Here is a 20,961-nt window from a genome sequence, read left to right as displayed (position 1 = left end):
ACGGCGGCATAAACTCCCAGCCGCCTATCAGCAGACTCGGTTTAACCGAGGACAACCTCCTGAGGCTCCACAGCTAGCCTCGTCCCACGAACGGCATCTTGGTCGCCATCACCGTGATGAACAGGACGTTGGCGTCGAGCGGCAGGCCGGCCATGTAGGCGACGGCGTCGCCGACGGCCTTCACGTCCATGCGCGGCTCCGGCATCATGCGGCCGTCGGGCTGCAGTACGCCGCCGACCATGCGCTCGGTCATCGGCGTTTCGGCGTTGCCGATATCGATCTGGCCGACCGCGATGTCATAGGCGCGGCCGTCGAGATTCGACGCTTTCGTCAGACCCGTGATCGCGTGCTTGGTCGAGGTGTAGGGCGAGGAGAACGGCCGCGGTGCATGCGCCGAGATCGAGCCGTTGTTGATGATGCGGCCGCCACGCGGCGACTGATCCTTCATGATGCGGAAGGCGTGCTGCGTGCACAGGAACGGCGCGGTGAGGTTGGTTGCCACCACCGACTGCCACTGCTGCAAAGTGAGGTCCTCGAACGGCACCGGCGGCGCACCCATGCCGGCGTTGTTGAACAGCACGTCGAGTCGGCCGTAGGTCGACTTCACGGTGTCGAACAGTGCCGCGATCGAGGCGGGATCGGTCATGTCGGCGGGGACGGGCAGGCTCATGCCCGGCTCGCCGAGCTTCGCGGTTTCCTCCAGCATCTCCTTGCGGCGGCCGACCAGCACCACGGTGAAGCCGCCCTTCATCAGCGCCAGCGATGCGGCGCGGCCGACCCCCGTGCCTGCGCCCGTCACCAGGGCGATCTTCTTTGCCGCTTCAGCCATGTTTCCTCACCTTCAATTCAAGTGTCTTGCAGTGTTCTGCAGTTTCAGTGTTTCGACTCGCTCTGAGTCTTGTAGGGCGGCCTTGGAATGTTGTTGTGCGCCGCGCGCAGGGCCGCCGACCAGCGCGAGCGGAGATCGTGGAAATAGGGCTCGCCGGCCTCGATGCGGTGGTTGAGGTCGGCCTCGCAGGCCTCCGCGCGCACCACCAGCACGTCGATCGGAAGGCCGACGCCGAGATTGGAGCGCATCGTCGAGTCCATCGAGATCAGGCCCGTCTTCAACGCCTCGTAGAGCTCGACGTCGTAATGCATGGCGCGGTCCAGCACCGGCTTGCCGTATTTGTGCTCGCCGATCTGCAGATAGGGCGTGTCGGTGGTGCATTCGATGAAGTTGCCGGCGGTGTAGACCATGAACAGCCGCATCCGCGAGCCCTTGATCTGGCCGCCGAACAGGAAGGAGACATCGAACGAGATGTCTTCGGCCTTCAGCGCCGGGCCTTCGGTGGCGTGCACCATGCGGATCGCCTTGCCGATGCGCTGCGCGGCCTGAAACATGGTCGGCGCGTTCATCAGGGTCTCGACCTCGCCGGTCTCTGGATCCTCCATGCCTTCGGTGAGCGTCGACAGCACGGACTGGCTGACGGCGAGATTGCCGGCGCTGGCGATCGCGAGAATGCGCTCGCCCGGATTGGAGAAGATGTGCAGCTTGCGGAAGGTCGAGACGTTGTCGAGACCGGCGTTGGTTCGGGTGTCCGCGATCATGACCAAGCCGTCACGCACCAGAATTCCGCAGCAATAGGTCATCTCAGTCCCCTCGAGCCATTGCGCGAATTACTAGCGAAAATCGCCCCTTCGTCCAACCCCGCACTTCCGTAGCCCGGATGAGCGGAGCGACATCCGGGATCTCACGCGCTGTCTCGGTGAACCCGGATGTCGCTTCCGCCTTCGCCCTTGCGGGCTTCGGCGGACAAGTCGCTCATGCGGGCTACGGGAAGGCCGGCGGTTCCGGAATTCAGGACTGCCGCTGCGACTGCGATTGCGACGGACCGCCGCGGCCGACCTGCTCGACCTTCACCTTCACGGTGAGCGTCTCGGTGCCGCCGCCATAGCGAGTGCCGCGCACCGGGGCGGCGCCGAGATAATCGAGCCCGATGGCGACCCGGACATGGGCGTCGGTGGTGCAGATGCAGTTGGCGGCGTCGAAACCGACCCAGCCGAGATTCGGCACATAGGCTTCCGCCCAGGCATGGCCGGCTTCCTGGTGCACTGCACCATCGGAGCGCAGGAAGTGGCCGGACACGAAACGCGCGGGGATGCCGGCGGCGCGCGCACAGGCGATGAAGATGTGCGCATAGTCCTGGCAGACGCCGCGCTTCAGCACGAAGGCTTCCGCCGCCGAGGTGCCGCTGTGGGTCGGATCCTCGTCGAAGGTCATGTGCTCGTAGACCTGCACCATCAGGGTGTGCAGAAGACCGAGCACGTCGCTGTCCGATTCCGCGCGCAGATCGCGCACGACGGCGGCCATGGCGGCATTGGCGGCTGTGAGGGGTGTCTGCCGGAGGAAGAAGCTGGGCGGGAAGCGCTCGTCCGCTCCCTTCAACACGCCGCCGGTGTCGTGCGTCTCGACCAGGCCTTCGGCCGTGATCGTGAGGTCCTCGAGTGCGCCATGGGTGATCACATGGGTGACGTTGCCGAATGCGTCTTCATGCATGTCGAGGCGGGCATCGGTCGACACGTCGATCTGCCACTCCGCCACATATTGGCCGTCATTGCTGCCGGGCGTCATGCGAATGATCTGGATGGCGCCGGTCGCCGCCGGCTCGTAGCGGTAGGTGGTGGAATGGGAGATACGCAGGCGCATGGCGGTCGACCAGTCTTCGTCAGATGTGCTGTCCGCGGTAGCTCGTTTCACCTCCCCCTGAAAGGGGGAAGGAGGACCCCTCGGGCGAAGGGGAGGGCGCCCGGCGCCGGACGTGGTCTCGCAGACACAGTCCGACGGCCGCCCATCGCTGTTTCCGCTGCGCTCCGGCGCTCAGATCAGATACTGCTTGGTGATGATCTCTCCAAGTCGCGAATTGTCGGCGATGAACTCCTGGATGAACTCGTGCACGCCGCGCTGGAAGATATCGTCCATGTTGGAGTGGTCGAGCCGATTGCGGACGCCGCGGGCATGGCGCTGCGCCGCCCCCTGGCGGCCATAGGCGACGCCAATCTGGTCGAGATTGCGGACGAGGTTGCCGTAGCAGCTCGCCAGCGAGCGCGGCAGCGTGTCGTTGAGGATCAGGAGGTCCGCGATCAGCCAGGGCTTCAGCGTCTCGCGATAGACCCAGTGATAGGCCGTGAGCGCCGACACCGAACGCAGGATCGAGGTCCATTGATAATAGTCCAGCGGGCCGCCGACATGCTCGTCCTCGGGCAGCAGCACGTGATATTTGACGTCGAGAATACGCGCGGTGTTGTCGGCGCGCTCCAGATGCAGGCCGAGCCGCGAGAACCAGTAGGCGTCGTTGCGCAACATCGTCCGGTAGGCCGAGCCGTCGAAGCGCAGCGAGGTCTCCTGCACGAAGCGCAGAAAGCGCGCGAGATCCTCGCGGGTCTTGGTGCCCTTGCTCCAGACTTCCTGCAGCTCGATCCAGGAACCGTTGAGCGTGTCCCACATCTCCGAGGTCAGCGCCGTGCGCACCGAGCGGGCATTGAGACGGGCGGCCTCGATGCAGTTCTTGATCGAGGACGGGTTCGACGGATTGAACGAGAGATACTCGACGACGTTCTGCTCGTTGGCCTCGGAGTAGTGCTCGTAGAAGCTGGCATTGACGCCGGCGGTCATCAGCGCCGACTCCCACTCGTTGGTCTTGCCGATATAGGCCGCGGGAAGAGCGGTGACGCGCAAGGTGGCGTCGATGGTGCGGGCGAGATATTCGGCGCGCTCGACGTAGCGGGCCAGCCAGTACAGGTTTTCGGCGGTGCGCGACAGCATGGGCAATCTACAAGCTGCGGAGTGATCCCGCCTCGGTGGCGGGAAAGGCAAGTATGGATCGAAGGTTTGTGAGGCGAGGCTTACTCATCCAGCACCCATGTATCCTTGGTGCCGCCGCCCTGGCTGGAATTGACCACCAGCGAGCCTTCCTTCAGTGCCACGCGGGTGAGGCCGCCCGGCACGATGGTGGTGCGGTCGCGTCCGGTGAGCACGAACGGGCGCAAATCGACATGGCGCGGCGCCAGCCCTGACGTGACGCAGGTCGGGCAGGTCGACAGCGCCAAGGTCGGCTGGGCGATGAAGCCCTCCGGCTCGCGCTTCAGCTTGTCGCGGAACGCCTCGATGGTCGCCTTGGTGGCGGCCGGGCCGATCAGCATGCCGTAGCCACCCGAGCCGTGCACCTCCTTGACCACGAGTTCGCCGAGATGGTCGAGCACGTAGGACAGATCCTGCGGCTCGCGGCAGCGCCAGGTCTGCACGTTCTTCAGGATCGGCTCCTCGCCGAGATAGAACTTCACGACGTCCGGCATGTAGGAGTAGATCGCCTTGTCGTCGGCGATGCCGGTGCCGACCGCGTTGGCGAGCGTGACATTGCCGGCGACGTAGGCCGACATCAGGCCGGGCACGCCGAGCGCCGAGTCGGGGCGGAAGGTGAGGGGGTCGAGGAAGTCGTCGTCGACGCGGCGGTAGATCACGTCGACCCGCTTCAGCCCCTCGGTGGTGCGCATGAACACCTCATCGTTCTTGACGATGAGGTCGCGGCCCTCGACCAGCTCGATGCCGAGCTTGTCGGCGAGAAAGGAGTGCTCGTAGTAGGCGGAGTTGTAGATGCCGGGCGTCATCAGCGCCACCGTCGGCTCGGCCGAGGCGCTGAGCGGCGCGACCGAGCGCAGCGCCGACAGCAACTCGTCCGGATATCGCTCGACCGGCGCGACGCGGTGGCGCGCGAACAGGTCTGGAAACAGCCGCATCATGATCTCGCGGTTTTCCAGCATGTAGGACACGCCGGACGGCGTGCGCGCGTTGTCCTCGAGCACGATGAAGTCGTTGGCGTCGACGCGGACGATGTCGATGCCGGCAATGTGGACGTAGACGTCGTGCGGCACGTCCTGCCCGTTCATCTCCGGGCGGAACACGGGATTCTGAAAGATCAGGTCATCCGGCACGACGTTGGCGCGCAGGATGTCCCGGCCGTGATAGATGTCGCGCAGGAACATGTTCAGCGCCTTGACGCGCTGCTTCAGCCCCTTTTCCAGTAGCGCCCATTCCTTGCCCGACAGGATGCGCGGAATGACGTCGAACGGGATCAGCCGCTCCTGCGCCTCCGCCTCGCCATAGACCGCGAAGGTGATGCCGATTCGCCGGAACAGCAGCTCCGCCTCGTGGCGGCGATACTCCAGCGCCTCCGGCGGCGTTTCCTTCAGCCACCGCGACAGCTCCTGATAAGCCTGACGGACCTCGCCGCCCGGCTCGTTCATTTCGTCGAACGCAACTGCCATAGATGCCCGTGTGTCCCAGCCTCGCCATACACTGCATGACTCTGCATGACGGTAGCAAGGGCCGGGCCAGCGCGATATGCATTCTCCTGCGGCATTTCGTGGGGGTTGCTGAAGCCGTGCCCGAAAAACCGGCTGCGTCGTGCTCAAATCCGCGGCATAGACTGCGACGTTCCGGATGACATTGGCGCCGTGGCGGGCCAAAAGAGACGGCAGATGCGAGGAGAAACCATGAGCGAGATCGTCACCGCGGGGTTGCTGGTCATCGGCGACGAGATCCTGTCCGGCCGGACCAAGGACAAGAACATCGGCTTCATCGCCGAATACCTCACCAATCTCGGCATCGACCTCAAGGAGGTCCGGGTGGTCTCGGACGACGAGCCGGACATCATCGCGGCGCTCGACGCGCTGCGGCATCGCTACACCTATGTGTTCACCACCGGCGGCATCGGTCCGACCCATGACGATATCACCGCGGATGCGATCGCGAAGGCGTTCGGCGTCGGCATCGACCATCACCCCGAGGTGGTGGCGCGCTTCCGAGAGCGCTGGAGCGAGCAGGAGCTCAACGAGGCGCGGCTGCGCATGGCGCGCATCCCCGACGGCGCCGAGCTGATCCAGAGCGCGACCATCCTGGCGCCGGGCTTCAAGCTCGGCAACGTCATCGTCATGGCCGGCGTGCCCTCGATCATGCAGGCGATGATGGACATCGTGGCGCCGAAGCTGAAATCGGGCGTGCGGATGCTGTCCGAAACGGTGCGCGCCAATGCGCGCGAGGGCGACATCGGCGGTCCCTTGCGCGAGATCGCCAAGGCGCACCCGGACACCATCATCGGCAGCTATCCCTTCATCGACGAGGACCAGAAGCCGAATACGCATCTGGTGGTGCGCTCGCGCGACCAGGACAAGCTGTCGGCCGCGATGGCAGCCGTGAAGGAGATGCTCGCCGGGCTCAACGTGACGCGCTAAAGCAGGTGCAGCTTTCGAGAACTCACGGACGAGATGAGATGCCAGACAAGACTTTGAGTGCAGAGGAGCGCGCGGGCCGGGCCTTCCCGGTGTCCTGGGACCAGTTTCATCGCGATTGCCGGGCGCTGACCTGGCGGCTGAACGAGATCGGGCCGTTTCATGCCGTGGTGGCCATCACCCGCGGCGGACTGGTGCCGGCGGCGATCGTGGCGCGCGAGCTTGGCGTGCGGGTCATCGATACGATCTGCATCGCGAGCTACGACCACACCAAGCAGGGCGAGCTCCAGGTCCTCAAGGGGATTTCAAACGACACCGCGGAGCTCGGCGGCGGCACCGGCAAGGGGCTCTTGATCGTCGACGACCTCGTCGACACCGGCAAGACCGGACGCATGGTCCGCGAGATTCTCCCCGACGCGCATTTCGCCACCGTCTACGCCAAGCCGAAGGGCCGGCCGCTGGTCGACACCTTCATCACCGAGGTGTCGCAGGACACCTGGATCTTCTTCCCCTGGGACACCGCGCTGTCCTTCGCGCCACCGCTGCGCGACGGGGCAGCGTGAGGAGGGCGCGAATGGCGGATAAGGGAGTAGCGAATAGGGAATAGGGGCTGGTGGTTGCCCTATTCGCTATTCGCCACGCGCTATTCGCCTGCTCCGGAGCCGAAGGCGGAGGAGACGGATGCCTCTGCAGAATCGCGTCACGCCGACCGGCGACATCGTCGCCACGCCGCATCGCGGCCTGTTCACCGGCAATCGCGGCATCATCCATGATCCCGCGACGAAGACGCTGCTGCGGAAGCGCTGGTCGAGCCCCGCTTGGCTGGTCTGCCTGTGCGACTTCCGCGGCCGCCGCCGGGAGGTGATGGCACGGCGCAGCTGGACCGAGCTGTTCTTTCTCGACGAGGCCACCGCCTTCGCCGCCGGCCATCGCCCCTGCTTCTACTGCCGCCGCGACGACGCCAACCGGTTTCGCGCGGCGTGGCAGCGGGGGAATGGCGTTAGCGATGTTCGTGCGTCCGACATCGACGCGGTGCTGCATCGTGAGCGGCTGGACCGCGGTAGGAAGCGGCTGCATCCGCTGCCGATGCCGTGGAGCGAGCTGCCCGACGGCGCGATGGTGCAGGTCGACGAAGAATGCTTCCTGGTCGTGCAGGGCAGGGCGCTGCCCTGGTGCTTTACCGGCTACGGTGCTGCGCGCGACGATCTCACGGCGCCGCGGCTGCTGACGCCACCGTCCACATTGCGCACGTTGGAGGCCGGCTTTCGGCCCGTGCTGCATCCGAGCGCACAAGCCTCGTAGCCCGGATGGGCGAAGCGATATCCGGGGTCTCGTGCGGTGCTGCGTTGAACCCGCATGTCGCTGCGCTCATGCGGGCTACGAATTACGCAAACCTTTGCCGTGCCAGCTTGGCTCCGGTGCCGAGCGCCATCAGCTTGGCCTCGGCGATCTCGCGCCGCATCGGCGCCATGCCGCAATTGGTGGTGGCGATGATGTTCTCCTTCGGCACCACCTTCATGACGTCCTCGAGGGTCTTGCAGACGTCCTCGGCGGTCTCGATCGCGTCACTGGCGACGTCGATGACGCCGGCCTGCACGATCTTGTTCTTGAGCAGGCCGAGCAGCTCGATCGGCACCTTCGAATTGCGGCATTCGACCGCGACCTGCTGGATGGTGCTGGCGTCGATGACCGGGAACGTCTCCTCATACTGCCGCCACTCGCCGCCGAGCGTCTCCTTCCAGTCGGTGTTGGCCTTGATGCCGTAGCCGTAGCAGATGTGCACGGCCGTCGGGCAGGTCAGCCCCTCGGCGGCGCGCTCCAGCGCCTTGATGCCCCAATCGCGCACCTCGTCCATGTAGACGTTGAAGGCGGGCTCGTCGAATTGGATCATGTCGATGCCGTCGTCGTGCAGCGCCTTCGCTTCCTGGTTCAACAGCTCGGCAAACGCGAATGCCATCTTGACGCGGTCGCCATAGTAGTTGTCGGCGATGGTGTCGATGATCGTCATCGGCCCCGGCAGGGTGAACTTAACGGCGCGCGTGGTGTGCGTGCGCGCGATCCGCGCCTCGTCACCGTGGACGCGGCCCTTCAGCGCCAACGGCGCCACGACCTGCGGCACCATCGCCTTGTAGCGGTCCTTGCGGATGCCCATCTCGACCTTGTGCGCGAAGTCGATGCCCTCGACCCGCTCGAGGAAGCCGTGCACGAAATGCTGGCGCGACTGCTCGCCCTCGGTGAGGATGTCGATGCCGGAATCCTCCTGCAGCTTCAGCGCGAGAATGGTCGCGTCGCGCTTGGCGCGCGCAAGCTCATCGCCCTTCGACTTCCACGGGGCCCACAGCACGTTCGGCTCGGCCAGCCATTCCGGCTTCGGCAGCGAGCCTGCGATGGTCGATGGAAACAGCATGGTCGAACTCTCCGTCGGCGTATGGGGCGGTCAGGCTTGAGCGCCTGTCTGCCATGGCTTACCCTTCAGGTACAGAAGAACGAAGTCGCCTCGCGTGTTCCGCAGCGCGGCATAATGGTCCGGGGAAGGAATCGGGGAAGGATGATCGATCTCCATTATGCGCCGACGCCGAACGGCTGGAAGATCTCGATCATGCTCGAGGAACTCGGGCTGCCCTATACCGTCATTCCCGTCGACATCCGCGCCGGCGACCAGTTCAAGCCGGAGTTCCTGGCGATCAGCCCGAACAACCGGATTCCCGCGATCGTCGATCACGCGCCGGCCGACGGCGGCGCGCCGTTCCCGGTGTTCGAGACCGGCGCCATCCTGATCTATCTCGCCGAGAAGACCGGCCGTTTTCTCTCCTCGGAGATGCGGGCGCGCTCGCGCGTGATCCAATGGGTGATGTGGCAGATGGCGGGGCTCGGGCCGATGATGGGCCAGCACGGCCATTTCGCGCTGTATGCTGCCGAGACGATTCCCTATGCGATCCAGCGCTACCGCGACGAGGTCGCACGGTTGTTCCACGTGCTCGACGTGCAGCTCGGCAAGACCGGCGCCTATGTCGCCGGCGACGACTATTCGATCGCCGACATCGCCTGCTTTCCCTGGATGATGACGCACAAGGCCCAGGGCTTCACGCTCGACGACTATCCCGACATCAAGCGCTGGTACGCGACGTTGCGCGCGCGGCCGCAGCTGCAGGCCGGGCTTGCGATCGGCAAGTTCGTCAAGGAGCCGTTCAACGAGCAGTCGCGTCATGTGATGTTCGGCGCGCGCGCAAAGGAGATGACGGGGAGAGGCTGAAGACGACCCTCATGGTGAGGAGCGCCGTAGGCGCGTCTCGAACCATGAGGCCGCCGCACAGGCCTCATCCTTCGAGACGCGCGCGATGCGCGCTCCTCAGGATGAGGAGTGACAGCAAGAACGGGACCACTCAATGATCGAATTCTTCTTCGACTGCTCCAGCCCCTGGACCTATCTCGCCTTCCACAACATCCAGCCGCTCGCGAAAGAATTCGGCGTCGACATCGTCTGGCGGCCCATTCTCGTCGGCGGCATCTTCAACACCGTCAATCCCAGCGTCTATGCGCAACGCGAGAAGCCGGTGCCGGCCAAAGCGGCCTACATGCTGAAGGACCTCGACGACTGGGCGCGCTCGGCCGGGCTCAGGATCAAGATGCCGCCGACGGTGTTCCCGGTGAACAGCGTCAAGGCGATGCGCGGCTGCATCTGGCTTGGGCAGGACATGGTGCCGTTCGCGCGGACCGTGTTCGAGATCTACTGGGGCGAGGACCAGGACATCTCGCAGGATGCGGTGCTGACGGAGGTGTGCCGGCGTGTCGGCATCGACCCGAAGGATTTCTTCGCGGGCATCGCCCAGCAGGGCATCAAGGACCAGCTGCGCATCAACACCGAGGAGGTCGTCAAGCGCGGCGGCTTCGGCTCGCCGACCATCTTCGTCAATGCAACCGACATGTATTTCGGCAACGATCGGCTGCCGCTGATCCGCGAAGCGCTGGCAAGGGCGAAGGGGCGCGACGGCTGATGGCGCGGGCGATCGTTTGCCGCGAGCTCGGCCCGCCGGAGAAGCTGAGGCTCGAAAGCTTGCCGTCTCGTGTGCTGGCTGACGGCGAGGTGCGGGTGAGGATCCGCGCCGCCGGCATCAATTTCCCGGACATCCTGATGGCGGCGGGTGAGTATCAGCTCAAGCCGGAGCTGCCGTTCACGCCCGGCGTGGAGGCGGCCGGCGATGTCATCGCGATCGGCGCCGCCGTGACCGGCCATGCCGTCGGCGACAAGGTCATCGTCCGCATGCGCTTCGGTGCTTACGCCGAGGAGGCGGTGGTGGCGGGGAGCCAGCTCACGCCGCTGCCGTCGACCTTCGACTACGCGGAAGGCGCGACCTATCTCGCCGGCCATGGCACCGCCCATCACGCGCTGGTCGATCGCGGCCAGCTCAAGCCCGGCGAGACTCTGCTGGTGCACGGCGCCGGTGGCGGCGTCGGCCTCGCCGCCGTCGAGATCGGCAAGCTCTTGGGCGCGACGGTCATTGCAGCAGCGTCCTCGGAGGAGAAACTCGCGGTGGCACGCGCGCGTGGCGCCGATCATCTCGTGCTGTATGCGCGCGAGCCGTTCCGCGACGCCGTCAAGCGCATCACGAACGGGCGGGGCGTCGACGTCGTGTTCGACCCGGTCGGCGGCGAGGTGTTCGAGCACAGCGTCCGCTGCATCGCCTGGGGCGCGCGGCTGCTGGTGATCGGCTTCACCGGCGGCATCGGGCTCGCACGCACCAATTTGATCCTGATGAAAGGCGCCAGCGTGCTCGGCGTCCGCGCCGGCGAGGCGGTGCGGAAGGATCCTGAACTGGGCGAGCGACGCATGGCGGCACTGCTCGCGTTCGCCGAGCAAGGCAAGCTGCGGCCCAACGTCTCCCACCGCGTTCCGTTCGCGGACTACGCGCGGGGCATGCGGCTTCTGATCGAGCGCAAGGCGATCGGACGGGTCGCGCTGGTGATGGATTAGTTGGCAGGCGAATGCCCAAAAATGGGGCGGACCGGGCTGTGTATTTTTTTACCACTGGATTCATAGAGTGATCGGACAGGTCGAGGCCGATCATGTTGAAGACGTCGAAAATACTTCACCGCATAGCCCTGTCTGCATTGCTGCCCATCGTCACACTGGCTGCGTTGGCGGCCTACGAGATCTCCACGAAATGGGCGGTGCGCGTCGAGATGACGCGCATCCAGCCGGCGGCGGACGCCGTCGGCAGGCTCAGCCGCTTCGTTCATGAGCTGCAGCGTGAGCGCGGCATGTCGTCGGCATTTCTCAGCAGCAAGGGCACGCAGATGCGTACCGAGCTGGATCAGCAGCGCAAGCTGACCGATGGCGAGCGCGCGCACGCGGTTGCTGCGCTGGATAGGCTGCGCCGGAGCGCCGCACTGGCCGAGGCGGCGCAGGCGAGCGAACAGGCGTTGACGCAGCTCGATCGCCGCCGCGGCGACATCGATGCGCAAGCCGTCACGCCGGTGGTGGCGGTCAGCTCGCTCACCGAGATCGTCAGCCGGCTGATCAGCCTGATCAACGGCATATCGGCGCTGAGCGATGACGACGACATCTCCAAGGCGATCATTGCCTATGGCAATCTGACCGAGGGCAAGGAGCGCGCCGGCCTGGAGCGCGCGGTCGTGGCGGGAGGCCTTGCCGCCGGTCGCTTCGAGCAAGCCGCCTATGCGCGTGCCATAGGGCTGGCTGCAGCACAGGACAGTTATTTCGCGGCATTTCGCGCCGCCGCCTCGGCGAGAGGGCGCGCGGCGTTCGATGCGGCGATGACCGGACCGGCGATCGACGGCGTCGTTGCCATGCGCAAGGTGGTGGAGCAGGGCGGCGTCAGCGGTGATTTCAAAGGGCTCGCGAGCAAGGCCTGGTTCGATGCGGCCACGCTGCGGATCGATCTCCTGAAGCAGGTCGAAGACGCTCTGGCCGTCGAGCTGTCCGAGCTGATGGCCGGCAAGCAGGCCGCGGCCACGGCCAGCCTCGCCGCCGTCGGCGCGCTGCTGCTGCTCGCCTTGGCGCTGAGCCTCGCGATCGTCGTTGCGTTGGCGCGCAGCATCACCGGGCCGATCAACGCGCTTGCCGATACGATGACGCGGCTGGCGAAGGGCGATGTGAGCACCGCGATCGACGCGGTCGATGGGCGCGACGAGGTCGGTCTGATGGCGAGGGCAGTGCAGGTCTTCAAGGAGAACATGATCCATGGCGCCGAGCTCGCCGCCAGGGATGCGGAAGCGATGAGCCAGCGCGCCGAAAAAGCCAAGCGCGTCGGCGAGCTGACCGACCGTTTCAGCGGCGATATCGCGGCCGTGATCGACAGCGTGATCTCAGCCTCGGCACAGCTTGAATCGACGGCCGCCGTGATGAATCGGACGGCGAGCCGGACCTGCAGTGAAGCGAGCAGCGTCGCGCAGGCGACCGAGGCCGCATCGAGCAACATGCAGACGATGGCCGCGGCGACGGACCAACTGTCGAGCTCGGTCGCGGGCATCGGCGGTCAGGTGACGCAGTCGGCCGACATCGCGCAGAAGGCGGCTGCGGAGGGGCAGCGGACCAACGAGACCGTGCAGGGCCTTTCCAGCATGGCCGAGCGGATCGGCGACATCGTGCGGCTGATCAGCGACATTGCCGGCCAGACCAACCTTCTCGCGCTCAATGCGACCATCGAGGCCGCGCGGGCGGGAGAAGCCGGCCGCGGCTTTGCCGTCGTCGCCGGCGAGGTGAAGCTGCTCGCGGAGCAGACCGCCAAGGCGACGGGCGAGATCCGCGCGCAGATCTCCGGAATGCAGGAGGTATCGAGCGAGGCCGTCCGGGCCATCCGCGGCATCACCACCACCATCGGCGAGCTGAACGAGATCGCGTCGTCGATCGCGAATGCCGTCGAGGAGCAGGGCGCGGCCACGCGCGAGATGGCGCGCAACGTCCAGCACGCGGCCAAGGGGACCGACGAGATTTCGCAGAACATCCAGCAGGTCACGGCCGCCGCAAACGAGTCCGGCGTCACCGCCAGCCAGGTGCTCGGGGCGTCGGCGGAACTGCTCCGCCAGTCCGAGAGCATGCGCCGCCATGTCGATGAATTCATTCGCGGCATCAAGGCGGCGTGAGCGATCGCCCGCGATGGGATTGGCTGCTCATCGAACGAAAGCGGCCGGGCGCGTGGCGCTGATGATCGCGGCGCTGATGATGGAGTGACGCGGGGGCGCCACTCGCTGTCGTCCCGGCCTCTGCGCCGGCACCCATACCGCGTGATCCATCGTGCGGCACCCTGGACGTCGTTCTTCGCCAAACGGCATCCGGTGGCTATGGATCCCGGATCGGCGCGCGCGTGCCGTGCGCTTGTCCGGGATGACAGCGTTCTATTTATACTCCCGCTCGTCCCACCACGGGAAATAGTCCGGCATGTCGGCGGTGACGGTGTTCTTGAACTGCGCCGGGCGCTTCTCCAGGAACGACACCACGCCCTCCTTGACGTCGTCGGAGCGGCCGCGCGCGTAGATGCCGCGGCTGTCGACCTTGTGCGCCTCCATCGGATCGTCGGCGCCCATCATGCGCCACATCATCTGGCGGATCAGCGCGATCGACACCGGCGCGGTCTTGTCGGCGATCTCGCGCGCCAGGGCGCGGGCGGTGGGCAATAGTTCCTCCGGCGGCACCACCTTGCTGACGAGACGGCCGGCGAGCGCTTCCTGCGCCGGAAACACGCGGCCGGTGTAGCACCATTCCAGCGCCTGCGAGATGCCGACGATGCGCGGCAGGAACCAGCTCGACGCCGCCTCCGGCACGATGCCGCGCTGGGAGAACACGAAGCCGAACCGCGCGCCCTCCGAGGCGATGCGGATGTCCATCGCGAGTTGCATGGTGACACCGATGCCGACGGCCGGGCCGTTCACCGCGGCGATGACCGGCTTCAGCGACTTGAAGATGCGCAACGTCACCTGGCCGCCGCCGTCGCGCACCTGCGGATCAGAATAGTCGACGCGGCCATCGGCGTGGCGCTTCACCGGCCCGCGCTTGGCATCGCGATCGAAGGTGTCGGCGCCGGAGGAGAGGTCGGCTCCGGCGCAGAAGGCGCGGCCCGCTCCGGTCACGATGATCGCCCTGATGCCGTCATCCTTGTCGGCGCGATCGAAGGCGTCGATCAGCTCCTCCATCATGGTGCCGGTGAAGGCGTTGAGCTTCTCTGGCCGGTTCAGCGTGATGGTGAGGATCTTGTCGGCGACGTCGTAGAGAATGGTCTGGTAGGCCATGGGCGTTTCCTGATGTGTTGTTGTTCTCGTTGTTAGAAACGTCATTCCGGACCGATGCGCAAGCATCAGGCCATGCGGCAAGTGCGTATGGTATTCCGTAGGGTGGGCAAAGGCGCGGCGCGCATCGCGCGCGGCGACGTGCCTACCATTTTCACCGATGGTCCGGCGGTGGGCACGGCGCCCGTCAGCAGCGGTGAGCGTGGATAGCGCCGTGTACGCGCCTTTGCCCACCCTACGAATCCGTCAGGGCGCCACCGGCCACGGCCACGGCCGCTGCTCGCTGCGCAATCCTTCGAACGTCTTCGCCATCCCGAGCACGCCGACGTCGTCGAAGCGGCGGCCGATGATCTGCAGGCCGATCGGGAAGCCGTCGGCGTCATAGCCGGCATTGACTGAGATCGCCGGGTTCTCCGACATGTTCCACGGCACGGTGTAGGTGATGTGCTCGAACGGCTTCCGAGGATCGTTGAGCGGCGAGGCGAACTCGGCGGGAAATTTCACGCCGGGCGAGACCGGCGAGATGATGTAGTCGTAGTCGCAGAAGAGTCTTGCTGCGGCGGCGCGCAAGGTCATCGTGACGTTGAAGCCCCTGATGACCTCGACGCCCGATAGTGCCGCGCCGCGCTCGGCCCATTGCAGGATGTAGGGCAGGGTCTTCGCACGCACCTCGGGCGCCAGCCGCGCCAGATCGTCCCACAGCCGCGCACGCCAGAAATTGTCGAGACCATCGAGCATCTCGCGCGTGAGGAAGCCCTTGACCTCGCTGATGACGGCGCCGGCGTCCTCGAACGCTTCGGCTGCCGCCAGCGTCGTCGTACGCACCGGCTCCTCGAGCGCCTGGCCGACGTCGCCGAGATCGAGCATCAGGCCGATGCGCAGCTTGCGCACCGGCTTCTCCGCGACCTTCCAGTGCAGGTCCGAGGGCGGCAGGCTGGTGCCGTCGCGCCTGTCCGGCTTCGACAGCACGCTCATCATCAGCGCAGCGTCGTCGACGATGCGCGTCATCGGCCCGGCGACGCGGCCGACATAGGGCGGATCGATCGGCACGCGGCCGAAACTCGGCTTGAGGCCGACGAGACCGCACCACGACGCGGGCAGTCGGATCGAGCCGCCGATGTCGGTGCCGACATGCAGCGGGCCATAGCCGGCTGCGGCCGCGGCACCCGCGCCGGCGCTGGAGCCGCCGGGGTTCATCCGCTGGTCCCACGGATTGCGCGTCAGCGGATGGAAGCTCGACAGGCCCGACGACAGCATGCCGTAGTCGGGCATCGTGGTCTTGGCGAAGATGATCGCACCGGCCTCGCGCAGCCGCGCCACCGGAGGCGCATCGGCGGCGAGCGGCGTGCGCGTGACGCTGGCTGCGCCGAGCGGCATCGGCTGGCCCTTGGTGGCGATGTTGTCCTTCACCGTCGCCGGCACGCCGTCGAGGACGCCTGCCGGCTCGTCCTTGGCCCAACGCTCGGTCGAGGCCTTCGCTTCCGCCCGCGCCCCGTCGACATCGAGCAGATACAGCGCCTTGATATGCGGCTCCCACACTGCGACATGCGCCAGCACGTCGTCCATCACCTCGGACGGCGAGAACTGGCGCGCGCGATAGCCCGCGATCAGGTCGACCGCAGAGAGATCGTGCAGCGACGTGATGTCGTCAGAGGCGGGCTTGTGCATGCTGGTGCTCCGTTGCCGAAGTTCATATCAATTCGCGCCCGCTCATTGACGTAGATCAGCGCTAAGCTGCCGGCAGACGAGTCTCGATGATGCGGGCGAACATGCTGGCGCCGATCGGCAGGATCTTGTCGTCGAGCACGTAGCCGGGATTGTGCACCGGCACCGAGCCGTTATGGCCGACCCAGAAATAGGCGCCCGGAATCGTCTGCAGCATGTCGGCGAAATCCTCGCTGCCCATCTTCGGCGTCGAGCGGGTCAGCACCTTGGACGGCTCGACCACGGTGCGCGCGACCTGCTCGACGACCTTGGACTGCTCCTCCTGGTTCACCAGCACGCTGAACGTGTCGCGGATGTCGACATCGATCTCGCAATTGAACGCCGCCGCCATGCCGGCGCAGATCGCGCGCATGCGCTCGCGCACCAGCGCGCGCACGGGGTCCGAGAACGCGCGCACGGTGCCGCACAGCCAGGCATCGCCGGGAATGACGTTGTAGGCCGAGCCGGCATGGATCTGCGTGATCGAGACAACGGCCGCCTGCAGCGGTTCGACATTGCGGCTGACGATGGTCTGGATCGCCTGCGCCACGCTGGTCGCGATCACCACCGCGTCCTTGGAGCGCTCGGGCATCGCGCCATGGGCGCCGTAACCGGAGATGCGGATGTCGAAGAAATCGGCGCCGGCCATGGCCGGACCGGGCAGGATCGCGATCTCGCCATGCTCCAGGTCGGGCGCGTTGTGCAGGCCGTATAGTTCGTCGCACGGGAACTTCTGGAACAGGCCGTCCTTGATCATCGCCCGCGCGCCGCCGAGGCCTTCCTCTGCCGGCTGGAAGATGAAGTGCACGGTGCCGTCGAAATTGCGGGTCTCGGCGAGATAGCGCGCGGTGCCGAGCAGCATCGTGGTGTGGCCGTCATGGCCGCAGCCGTGGAAACGGCCGGGGATGGTCGAGCGCCACGGCAGGTTCGTGTTCTCCTCCATCGGCAGCGCATCCATGTCGGCGCGCAAGCCGATCCTCTTGCCGCTATCGCCTTTGCCCTTGAGCACGCCGATCACGCCGGTGCCGCCGAGGCCGCGATGCACCTCGATGCCCCATTGCGCAAGCTTCTCGGCGACGATGCCGGAGGTCCGCGTCTCCTCGAAGCCGATCTCGGGATGGGCGTGCAGGTCGCGGCGGATGGCGGTGAGTTCGTCGGCGTAAGCCTGGATGCGATCGATGGTGGGCATGGGTGCGTTTCCCTGGAGAGGTTTAAGCCTTGAACGCCGGGCCGTTCGGCTTGAGGCGGACGCCCGGACGCAGGCTGGTCCAGGGCAAAGTGGAGGGATCGGCGGGCATCGCGCCGGGCGCGGCGCAGATCAGGAGATGTTCCGCGATCGGCTCGAAATCGGCGCGGAAATGCACTGAGCTCTTGTTGACCAGAATCGCCTGCGCGGTCGGCTCGATGCCGACGAAGCGATACATTTCCTGGTCGGCGAGCTGGGCCTTGTGCGAGCAGACCACGACTCTCACGTCGCCGATGCGGAGTGCGGCCGAGAGGCCCATCTCCATCCTGCGGCCGCCGTAGAACGGACCCGGTGCGACGAAGCGGCCATCGGACAGCTTCTCGACGATGAAGCTCTCCTCGAACGGTGCATCGCCGGGAATGCCGCTCTTGCCGCCGAGCGACAGCGTCACGGTGGCCTTTTCGCCGGCCGCATGCGCGGCGAGCGCCGCTTGCGGATCGTAGATCATGCCGATCGCGGCGCGGCTGGCGCGGTTGCGCACCAGCGCGCGCAGCATGCCGGTCGTATCGGAATCGCCGCCCGCGCCGGGATTGTCCTGGGTGTCGGCGATCACGATCGGGCGTGTCGCCGTCTGCGCCAGCGTCATCGCATGGCGCACGCCGTCATCGGGCGTGTAGATGCGGCCGTCGAAATCATCCTCGTGGCCCGCGACGATCGCCGCGATCGCATCCGTCGCGGCGTCCGCGTCGGCCTGCGTCCGGCCATAGGCGAACACGCTCGGGCCGCAATGCGCGAAATCGGCGGCGGGAAAGCCGGGCGCGAACGACAGCGTCGGCACGGCCTCGCTCTGCAGCGCCGCAAGCTTCTCGTAGATGCCCTTGGTCGGCTGGTCGTTGGTGCACTGCCAGCTGATCGGGATCAGGAAAGGCAATTGCCGGAATGCCTTCGCGAGCGGCTCCTTCGCGCGCAGCAGCAGCGCGAGGTGCTCCGCGCAGGCGCGGCCGGTGTCGGCCATGTCGGTGTGCGGATATTTCCGGTAGGCGATCAGCGCATCGGCATGTGCCATCATCTCGGGCGTGACGTTGGCATGCAGATCGAGGCTCGCGACCAGCGGCACGTTCGGGCCGATCACCTTGCGCACGCGCGCCAGGATCTCGCCTTCGCCGTCGTCAAGATGCTCGGCCACCATCGCGCCGTGCAGATCGAGATAGACGCCGTCGAGCGGGCCGGCGGCCTTGATGCGCTCGACCATCACGGTCGTGATGCGCTCGAACGCGTCCCTGGTGACATGCGCCGAGGGACTCGCCGCGCAGGCGATGGTGGGCACGACGTCCCAGCCGTAGGATTCCGCGACTGCCATGAAGCCGGCCTGACCGGCATTGATGCCGCGCATCGTCGTGAGCACGGAGGCCGCATCGGCGATCGAGGCGCGGCCGCCGCCATGCATGAACGCGTCGTAGTCCGCTTTCGTCGGTGCGAATGTATTGGTCTCGTGCAGAAAGCCGCCGATCGCGACGCGCGTCATCACTCCGCCTCAGGCTGTTGGTGGTGCGATGACGTTAGACCGCGTATCGCGGCCCACGCAAGCGATCGAGCGATGCCGTTTTGCATGCGGGCCACGATGACGGCGCGTTGGCGCGGTGGCGTCTCGTCGTGGGTCCTTGCCGGCTCAGCGACGCAGTTCAGAGTCCCCGGGCCGCCTGGATTGCCTCGCTGCGAAGCAATCCAGGATCCGTCTAGATATCCAGTCTGGATTGCTTCACCGCTTGCAGCGACGGCGGTGGTGGCGTTGCTACGCCACTGCTTCCGACACCGGCCGGAAGTTGGCGAAGTCCCAGTTCCGTCCCGGCGCCGCTTCGAGCAGCGCGCGCGTGTAGGCTTCCTTCGGATGCGTCAGGATCTCGCCGGCCGGACCCTGTTCGACGATGCGCCCCTTCTGCATCACGACGACGTCGTCGCAGATCTGCGCGGCAACGCGCAGGTCATGCGTGATGAACAGGATGGCGATGCCGAGCCGGCGCTGGATCTCGTCGAGCAGCTCCAGCACCTGCGCCTGTACCGAGACGTCGAGCGCAGACACCGCTTCATCCGCGACCAGCACGTCGGGATCGAGCGCGAGCGCGCGGGCGATGGCGATGCGCTGGCGCTGGCCGCCGGAGAACTGGTGCGGGTAGCGTGAGATCGCGTCCGCAGGCAGGCCGACCAGCTCGAGCAGCTCGCGCGCCCGCGCCATCGCCTTGTCATGCGAGGTGCCGTAGTTGACCGGTCCCTCGGCGATGCTCTCGCCGACGGTCAGCCGCGGGTTGAGCGAGCGGTAGGGATCCTGGAACACGATCTGGATCCGCTTGCGGTGCGGCTGCAGCAGCCGGCGGGTCAGGATCGAGATCTCGTGGCCGGCGAGGCGGACGCCGCCGGAGGTCGGATCGATCAGCCGGACGATGCAGCGGGCCACCGTCGACTTGCCGGAGCCACTTTCGCCGACGATGCCGAGCGTGCGGCCCTTGCGCAGGGTGAGCGTGACGTTCTGCGCGGCGACGACTTCGCGCGCCTTGCCGAGGAACGAACGCTCGCGATAGACCTTGCCGAGCTCGTTGGTCTCCAGCACCACCGGCTCGGTGCTGTCCGGCCGCGGCGGACGCGGGATCAGGCTGGGCACGGAAGCGAGCAGGTTGCGCGTGTAGTCCATCTCGGGCGCCCGCAGGATCTTGTCGAGCGGCCCGGTCTCGACCAGGCGGCCCTGGCGCATCACCGAGACGCGGTCGGCGATCTCCGCGACGACGCCCATGTCGTGGGTGATGAACAGCACGGCGGTGCCGTGATCGCGCTGCAACTCGCGGATCAGCGAGAGGATCTGCTTTTGCGTGGTGACATCGAGTGCGGTGGTCGGCTCGTCGGCGATCAGGAGTTTCGGCTCGAGCACCAGCGCCATCGCGATCATGATGCGCTGGCGCTGGCCGCCGGACAGGCGATGGGGATAGGAGCCGAAAATGCGCTCGACGTCGGGCAGGTGGACCTGCTCCATCATGTCGAGGATGCGCTTGCGCCGCGTCCGCGCGTCCAGCGAGGTATGGGCGCGCAGCACCTCGTCGATCTGGCGGCCCACCGGCACGACTGGATTGAGCGCGGTCATCGGCTCCTGGAAGATCATCGCCATCCGGGTGGCGCGCAGCTCGCGCAGCCGGCGATCGCTGGCGGTGAGCAGCTCTTCGCCGACCAGCTTGACGCTGCCGCCGACGGCATGCAGCGCGTTCTTCGGCAACAGGCCCATGGTGGTCAGCGACGTCACCGATTTGCCGGAGCCGCTTTCGCCGACGACGCAGAGCGTCTCGCCCTTTTCGACCTTGATCGAGACGCCGTCGATGATGCGCGGGCCGTTCGGGTTCTTCGTCTTGCCGACGGTGACGACGAGATTGTCGATGTCGAGGATGGTGTCGGTCATTTCAAAGCTCTCTGTGTCGTCGTTCCGGGATGGTCCGAAGGACCAGACCCGGAACCTCGAGATTCCGGGTTCGCGTCTCCGACGCGCCCCGGAATGACGTCGTCGTTTTTCGGTTCGCCCC

General features: G+C 66.4%; 18 protein-coding genes. 7 read left to right on the top strand and 11 right to left on the bottom strand.

The features are described from left to right. Positions 1–73: 73 nt before the first annotated feature. The 5 genes from QW881_RS07510 to QW881_RS07490 form a co-directional block, all read right to left on the bottom strand. Entirely contained in the window at positions 74–829 is a 756-nt protein-coding gene (locus tag QW881_RS07510; protein WP_315759535.1) for an SDR family oxidoreductase, read from the bottom strand. Between the two features lie 44 nt (positions 830–873). Next, positions 874–1,632: a peptidase gene (locus QW881_RS07505; protein WP_315759534.1), complete on the bottom strand. Its 759-nt coding sequence runs from the start codon at positions 1,630–1,632 to the stop codon at positions 874–876. A 208-nt stretch (positions 1,633–1,840) separates the two neighbouring features. Then, positions 1,841–2,689: a transglutaminase family protein gene (locus tag QW881_RS07500; RefSeq protein ID WP_315737452.1), complete on the bottom strand. Its 849-nt coding sequence runs from the start codon at positions 2,687–2,689 to the stop codon at positions 1,841–1,843. A gap of 171 nt (positions 2,690–2,860) precedes the next feature. After that, positions 2,861–3,805, bottom strand: coding sequence for an alpha-E domain-containing protein (locus QW881_RS07495; protein WP_315759533.1), 945 nt, complete (start codon positions 3,803–3,805; stop codon positions 2,861–2,863). A gap of 80 nt (positions 3,806–3,885) precedes the next feature. Then, positions 3,886–5,304, bottom strand: coding sequence for a circularly permuted type 2 ATP-grasp protein (locus QW881_RS07490; protein ID WP_315759532.1), 1,419 nt, complete (start codon positions 5,302–5,304; stop codon positions 3,886–3,888). A gap of 228 nt (positions 5,305–5,532) precedes the next feature. On the opposite strand from QW881_RS07490, the gene QW881_RS07485 reads away from it, so the two are divergent. From QW881_RS07485 to QW881_RS07475, 3 genes are all read left to right on the top strand, one after another. Continuing rightward, a complete protein-coding gene (locus tag QW881_RS07485; RefSeq protein ID WP_315759531.1) occupies positions 5,533–6,270 on the top strand; it encodes a competence/damage-inducible protein A in 738 nt (245 codons plus the stop codon). A 38-nt stretch (positions 6,271–6,308) separates the two neighbouring features. Then, positions 6,309–6,830, top strand: a complete 522-nt coding sequence (gpt, locus tag QW881_RS07480) for a xanthine phosphoribosyltransferase (protein ID WP_315759530.1) — start codon at positions 6,309–6,311, stop codon at positions 6,828–6,830. A 118-nt stretch (positions 6,831–6,948) separates the two neighbouring features. Further along, the gene (locus QW881_RS07475) at positions 6,949–7,569 is read left to right on the top strand and encodes a hypothetical protein (protein WP_315759529.1); all 621 of its coding nucleotides are present in this window, start codon (positions 6,949–6,951) and stop codon (positions 7,567–7,569) included. 82 nt (positions 7,570–7,651) lie between these two features. On the opposite strand, the gene QW881_RS07470 is transcribed toward QW881_RS07475, so the two are convergent. Then, on the bottom strand, positions 7,652–8,674 hold the full coding sequence (locus tag QW881_RS07470) for a methionine synthase (RefSeq protein WP_315759528.1): 1,023 nt from the start codon (positions 8,672–8,674) through the stop codon (positions 7,652–7,654). A gap of 141 nt (positions 8,675–8,815) precedes the next feature. On the opposite strand from QW881_RS07470, the gene QW881_RS07465 reads away from it, so the two are divergent. The 4 genes from QW881_RS07465 to QW881_RS07450 all read left to right on the top strand — a co-directional run bounded on the left by QW881_RS07465 (position 8,816) and on the right by QW881_RS07450 (position 13,371). Beyond that, a complete protein-coding gene (locus tag QW881_RS07465) occupies positions 8,816–9,520 on the top strand; it encodes a glutathione binding-like protein (protein WP_315759527.1) in 705 nt (234 codons plus the stop codon). A gap of 133 nt (positions 9,521–9,653) precedes the next feature. Beyond that, positions 9,654–10,262, top strand: coding sequence for a 2-hydroxychromene-2-carboxylate isomerase (locus tag QW881_RS07460; protein WP_315759526.1), 609 nt, complete (start codon positions 9,654–9,656; stop codon positions 10,260–10,262). Continuing rightward, positions 10,262–11,239, top strand: a complete 978-nt coding sequence (locus QW881_RS07455) for an NADPH:quinone oxidoreductase family protein (protein ID WP_315759525.1) — start codon at positions 10,262–10,264, stop codon at positions 11,237–11,239. The genes QW881_RS07460 and QW881_RS07455 overlap by 1 nt, the downstream gene beginning before the upstream one ends. A 92-nt stretch (positions 11,240–11,331) precedes the next feature. Next, on the top strand, positions 11,332–13,371 hold the full coding sequence (locus QW881_RS07450) for a methyl-accepting chemotaxis protein (RefSeq protein WP_315759524.1): 2,040 nt from the start codon (positions 11,332–11,334) through the stop codon (positions 13,369–13,371). A 252-nt stretch (positions 13,372–13,623) separates the two neighbouring features. Here the strand turns inward: QW881_RS07450 and QW881_RS07445 are convergent, their stop codons facing one another. The 5 genes from QW881_RS07445 to QW881_RS07425 form a co-directional block, all read right to left on the bottom strand. Beyond that, entirely contained in the window at positions 13,624–14,514 is an 891-nt protein-coding gene (locus QW881_RS07445; RefSeq protein ID WP_315759523.1) for a crotonase/enoyl-CoA hydratase family protein, read from the bottom strand. A gap of 243 nt (positions 14,515–14,757) precedes the next feature. Next, positions 14,758–16,179, bottom strand: a complete 1,422-nt coding sequence (locus tag QW881_RS07440; RefSeq protein WP_315759522.1) for an amidase — start codon at positions 16,177–16,179, stop codon at positions 14,758–14,760. 61 nt (positions 16,180–16,240) lie between these two features. Beyond that, positions 16,241–17,404, bottom strand: coding sequence for a M20 aminoacylase family protein (locus QW881_RS07435; RefSeq protein ID WP_316158561.1), 1,164 nt, complete (start codon positions 17,402–17,404; stop codon positions 16,241–16,243). 22 nt (positions 17,405–17,426) lie between these two features. Then, entirely contained in the window at positions 17,427–18,926 is a 1,500-nt protein-coding gene (locus QW881_RS07430; RefSeq protein ID WP_315759520.1) for a M81 family metallopeptidase, read from the bottom strand. Between the two features lie 267 nt (positions 18,927–19,193). Beyond that, positions 19,194–20,840, bottom strand: coding sequence for an ABC transporter ATP-binding protein (locus QW881_RS07425; RefSeq protein ID WP_315759519.1), 1,647 nt, complete (start codon positions 20,838–20,840; stop codon positions 19,194–19,196). Positions 20,841–20,961 lie beyond the last annotated feature (121 nt).

The sequence above is a fragment of the Bradyrhizobium sp. SZCCHNS3016 genome (genome assembly GCF_032484535.1).
Lineage (GTDB): Bacteria > Pseudomonadota > Alphaproteobacteria > Rhizobiales > Xanthobacteraceae > Bradyrhizobium.
The sequence above is the reverse complement of the archived record's forward strand: the minus strand, read 5'-3'. Positions and strand labels throughout refer to the sequence as shown.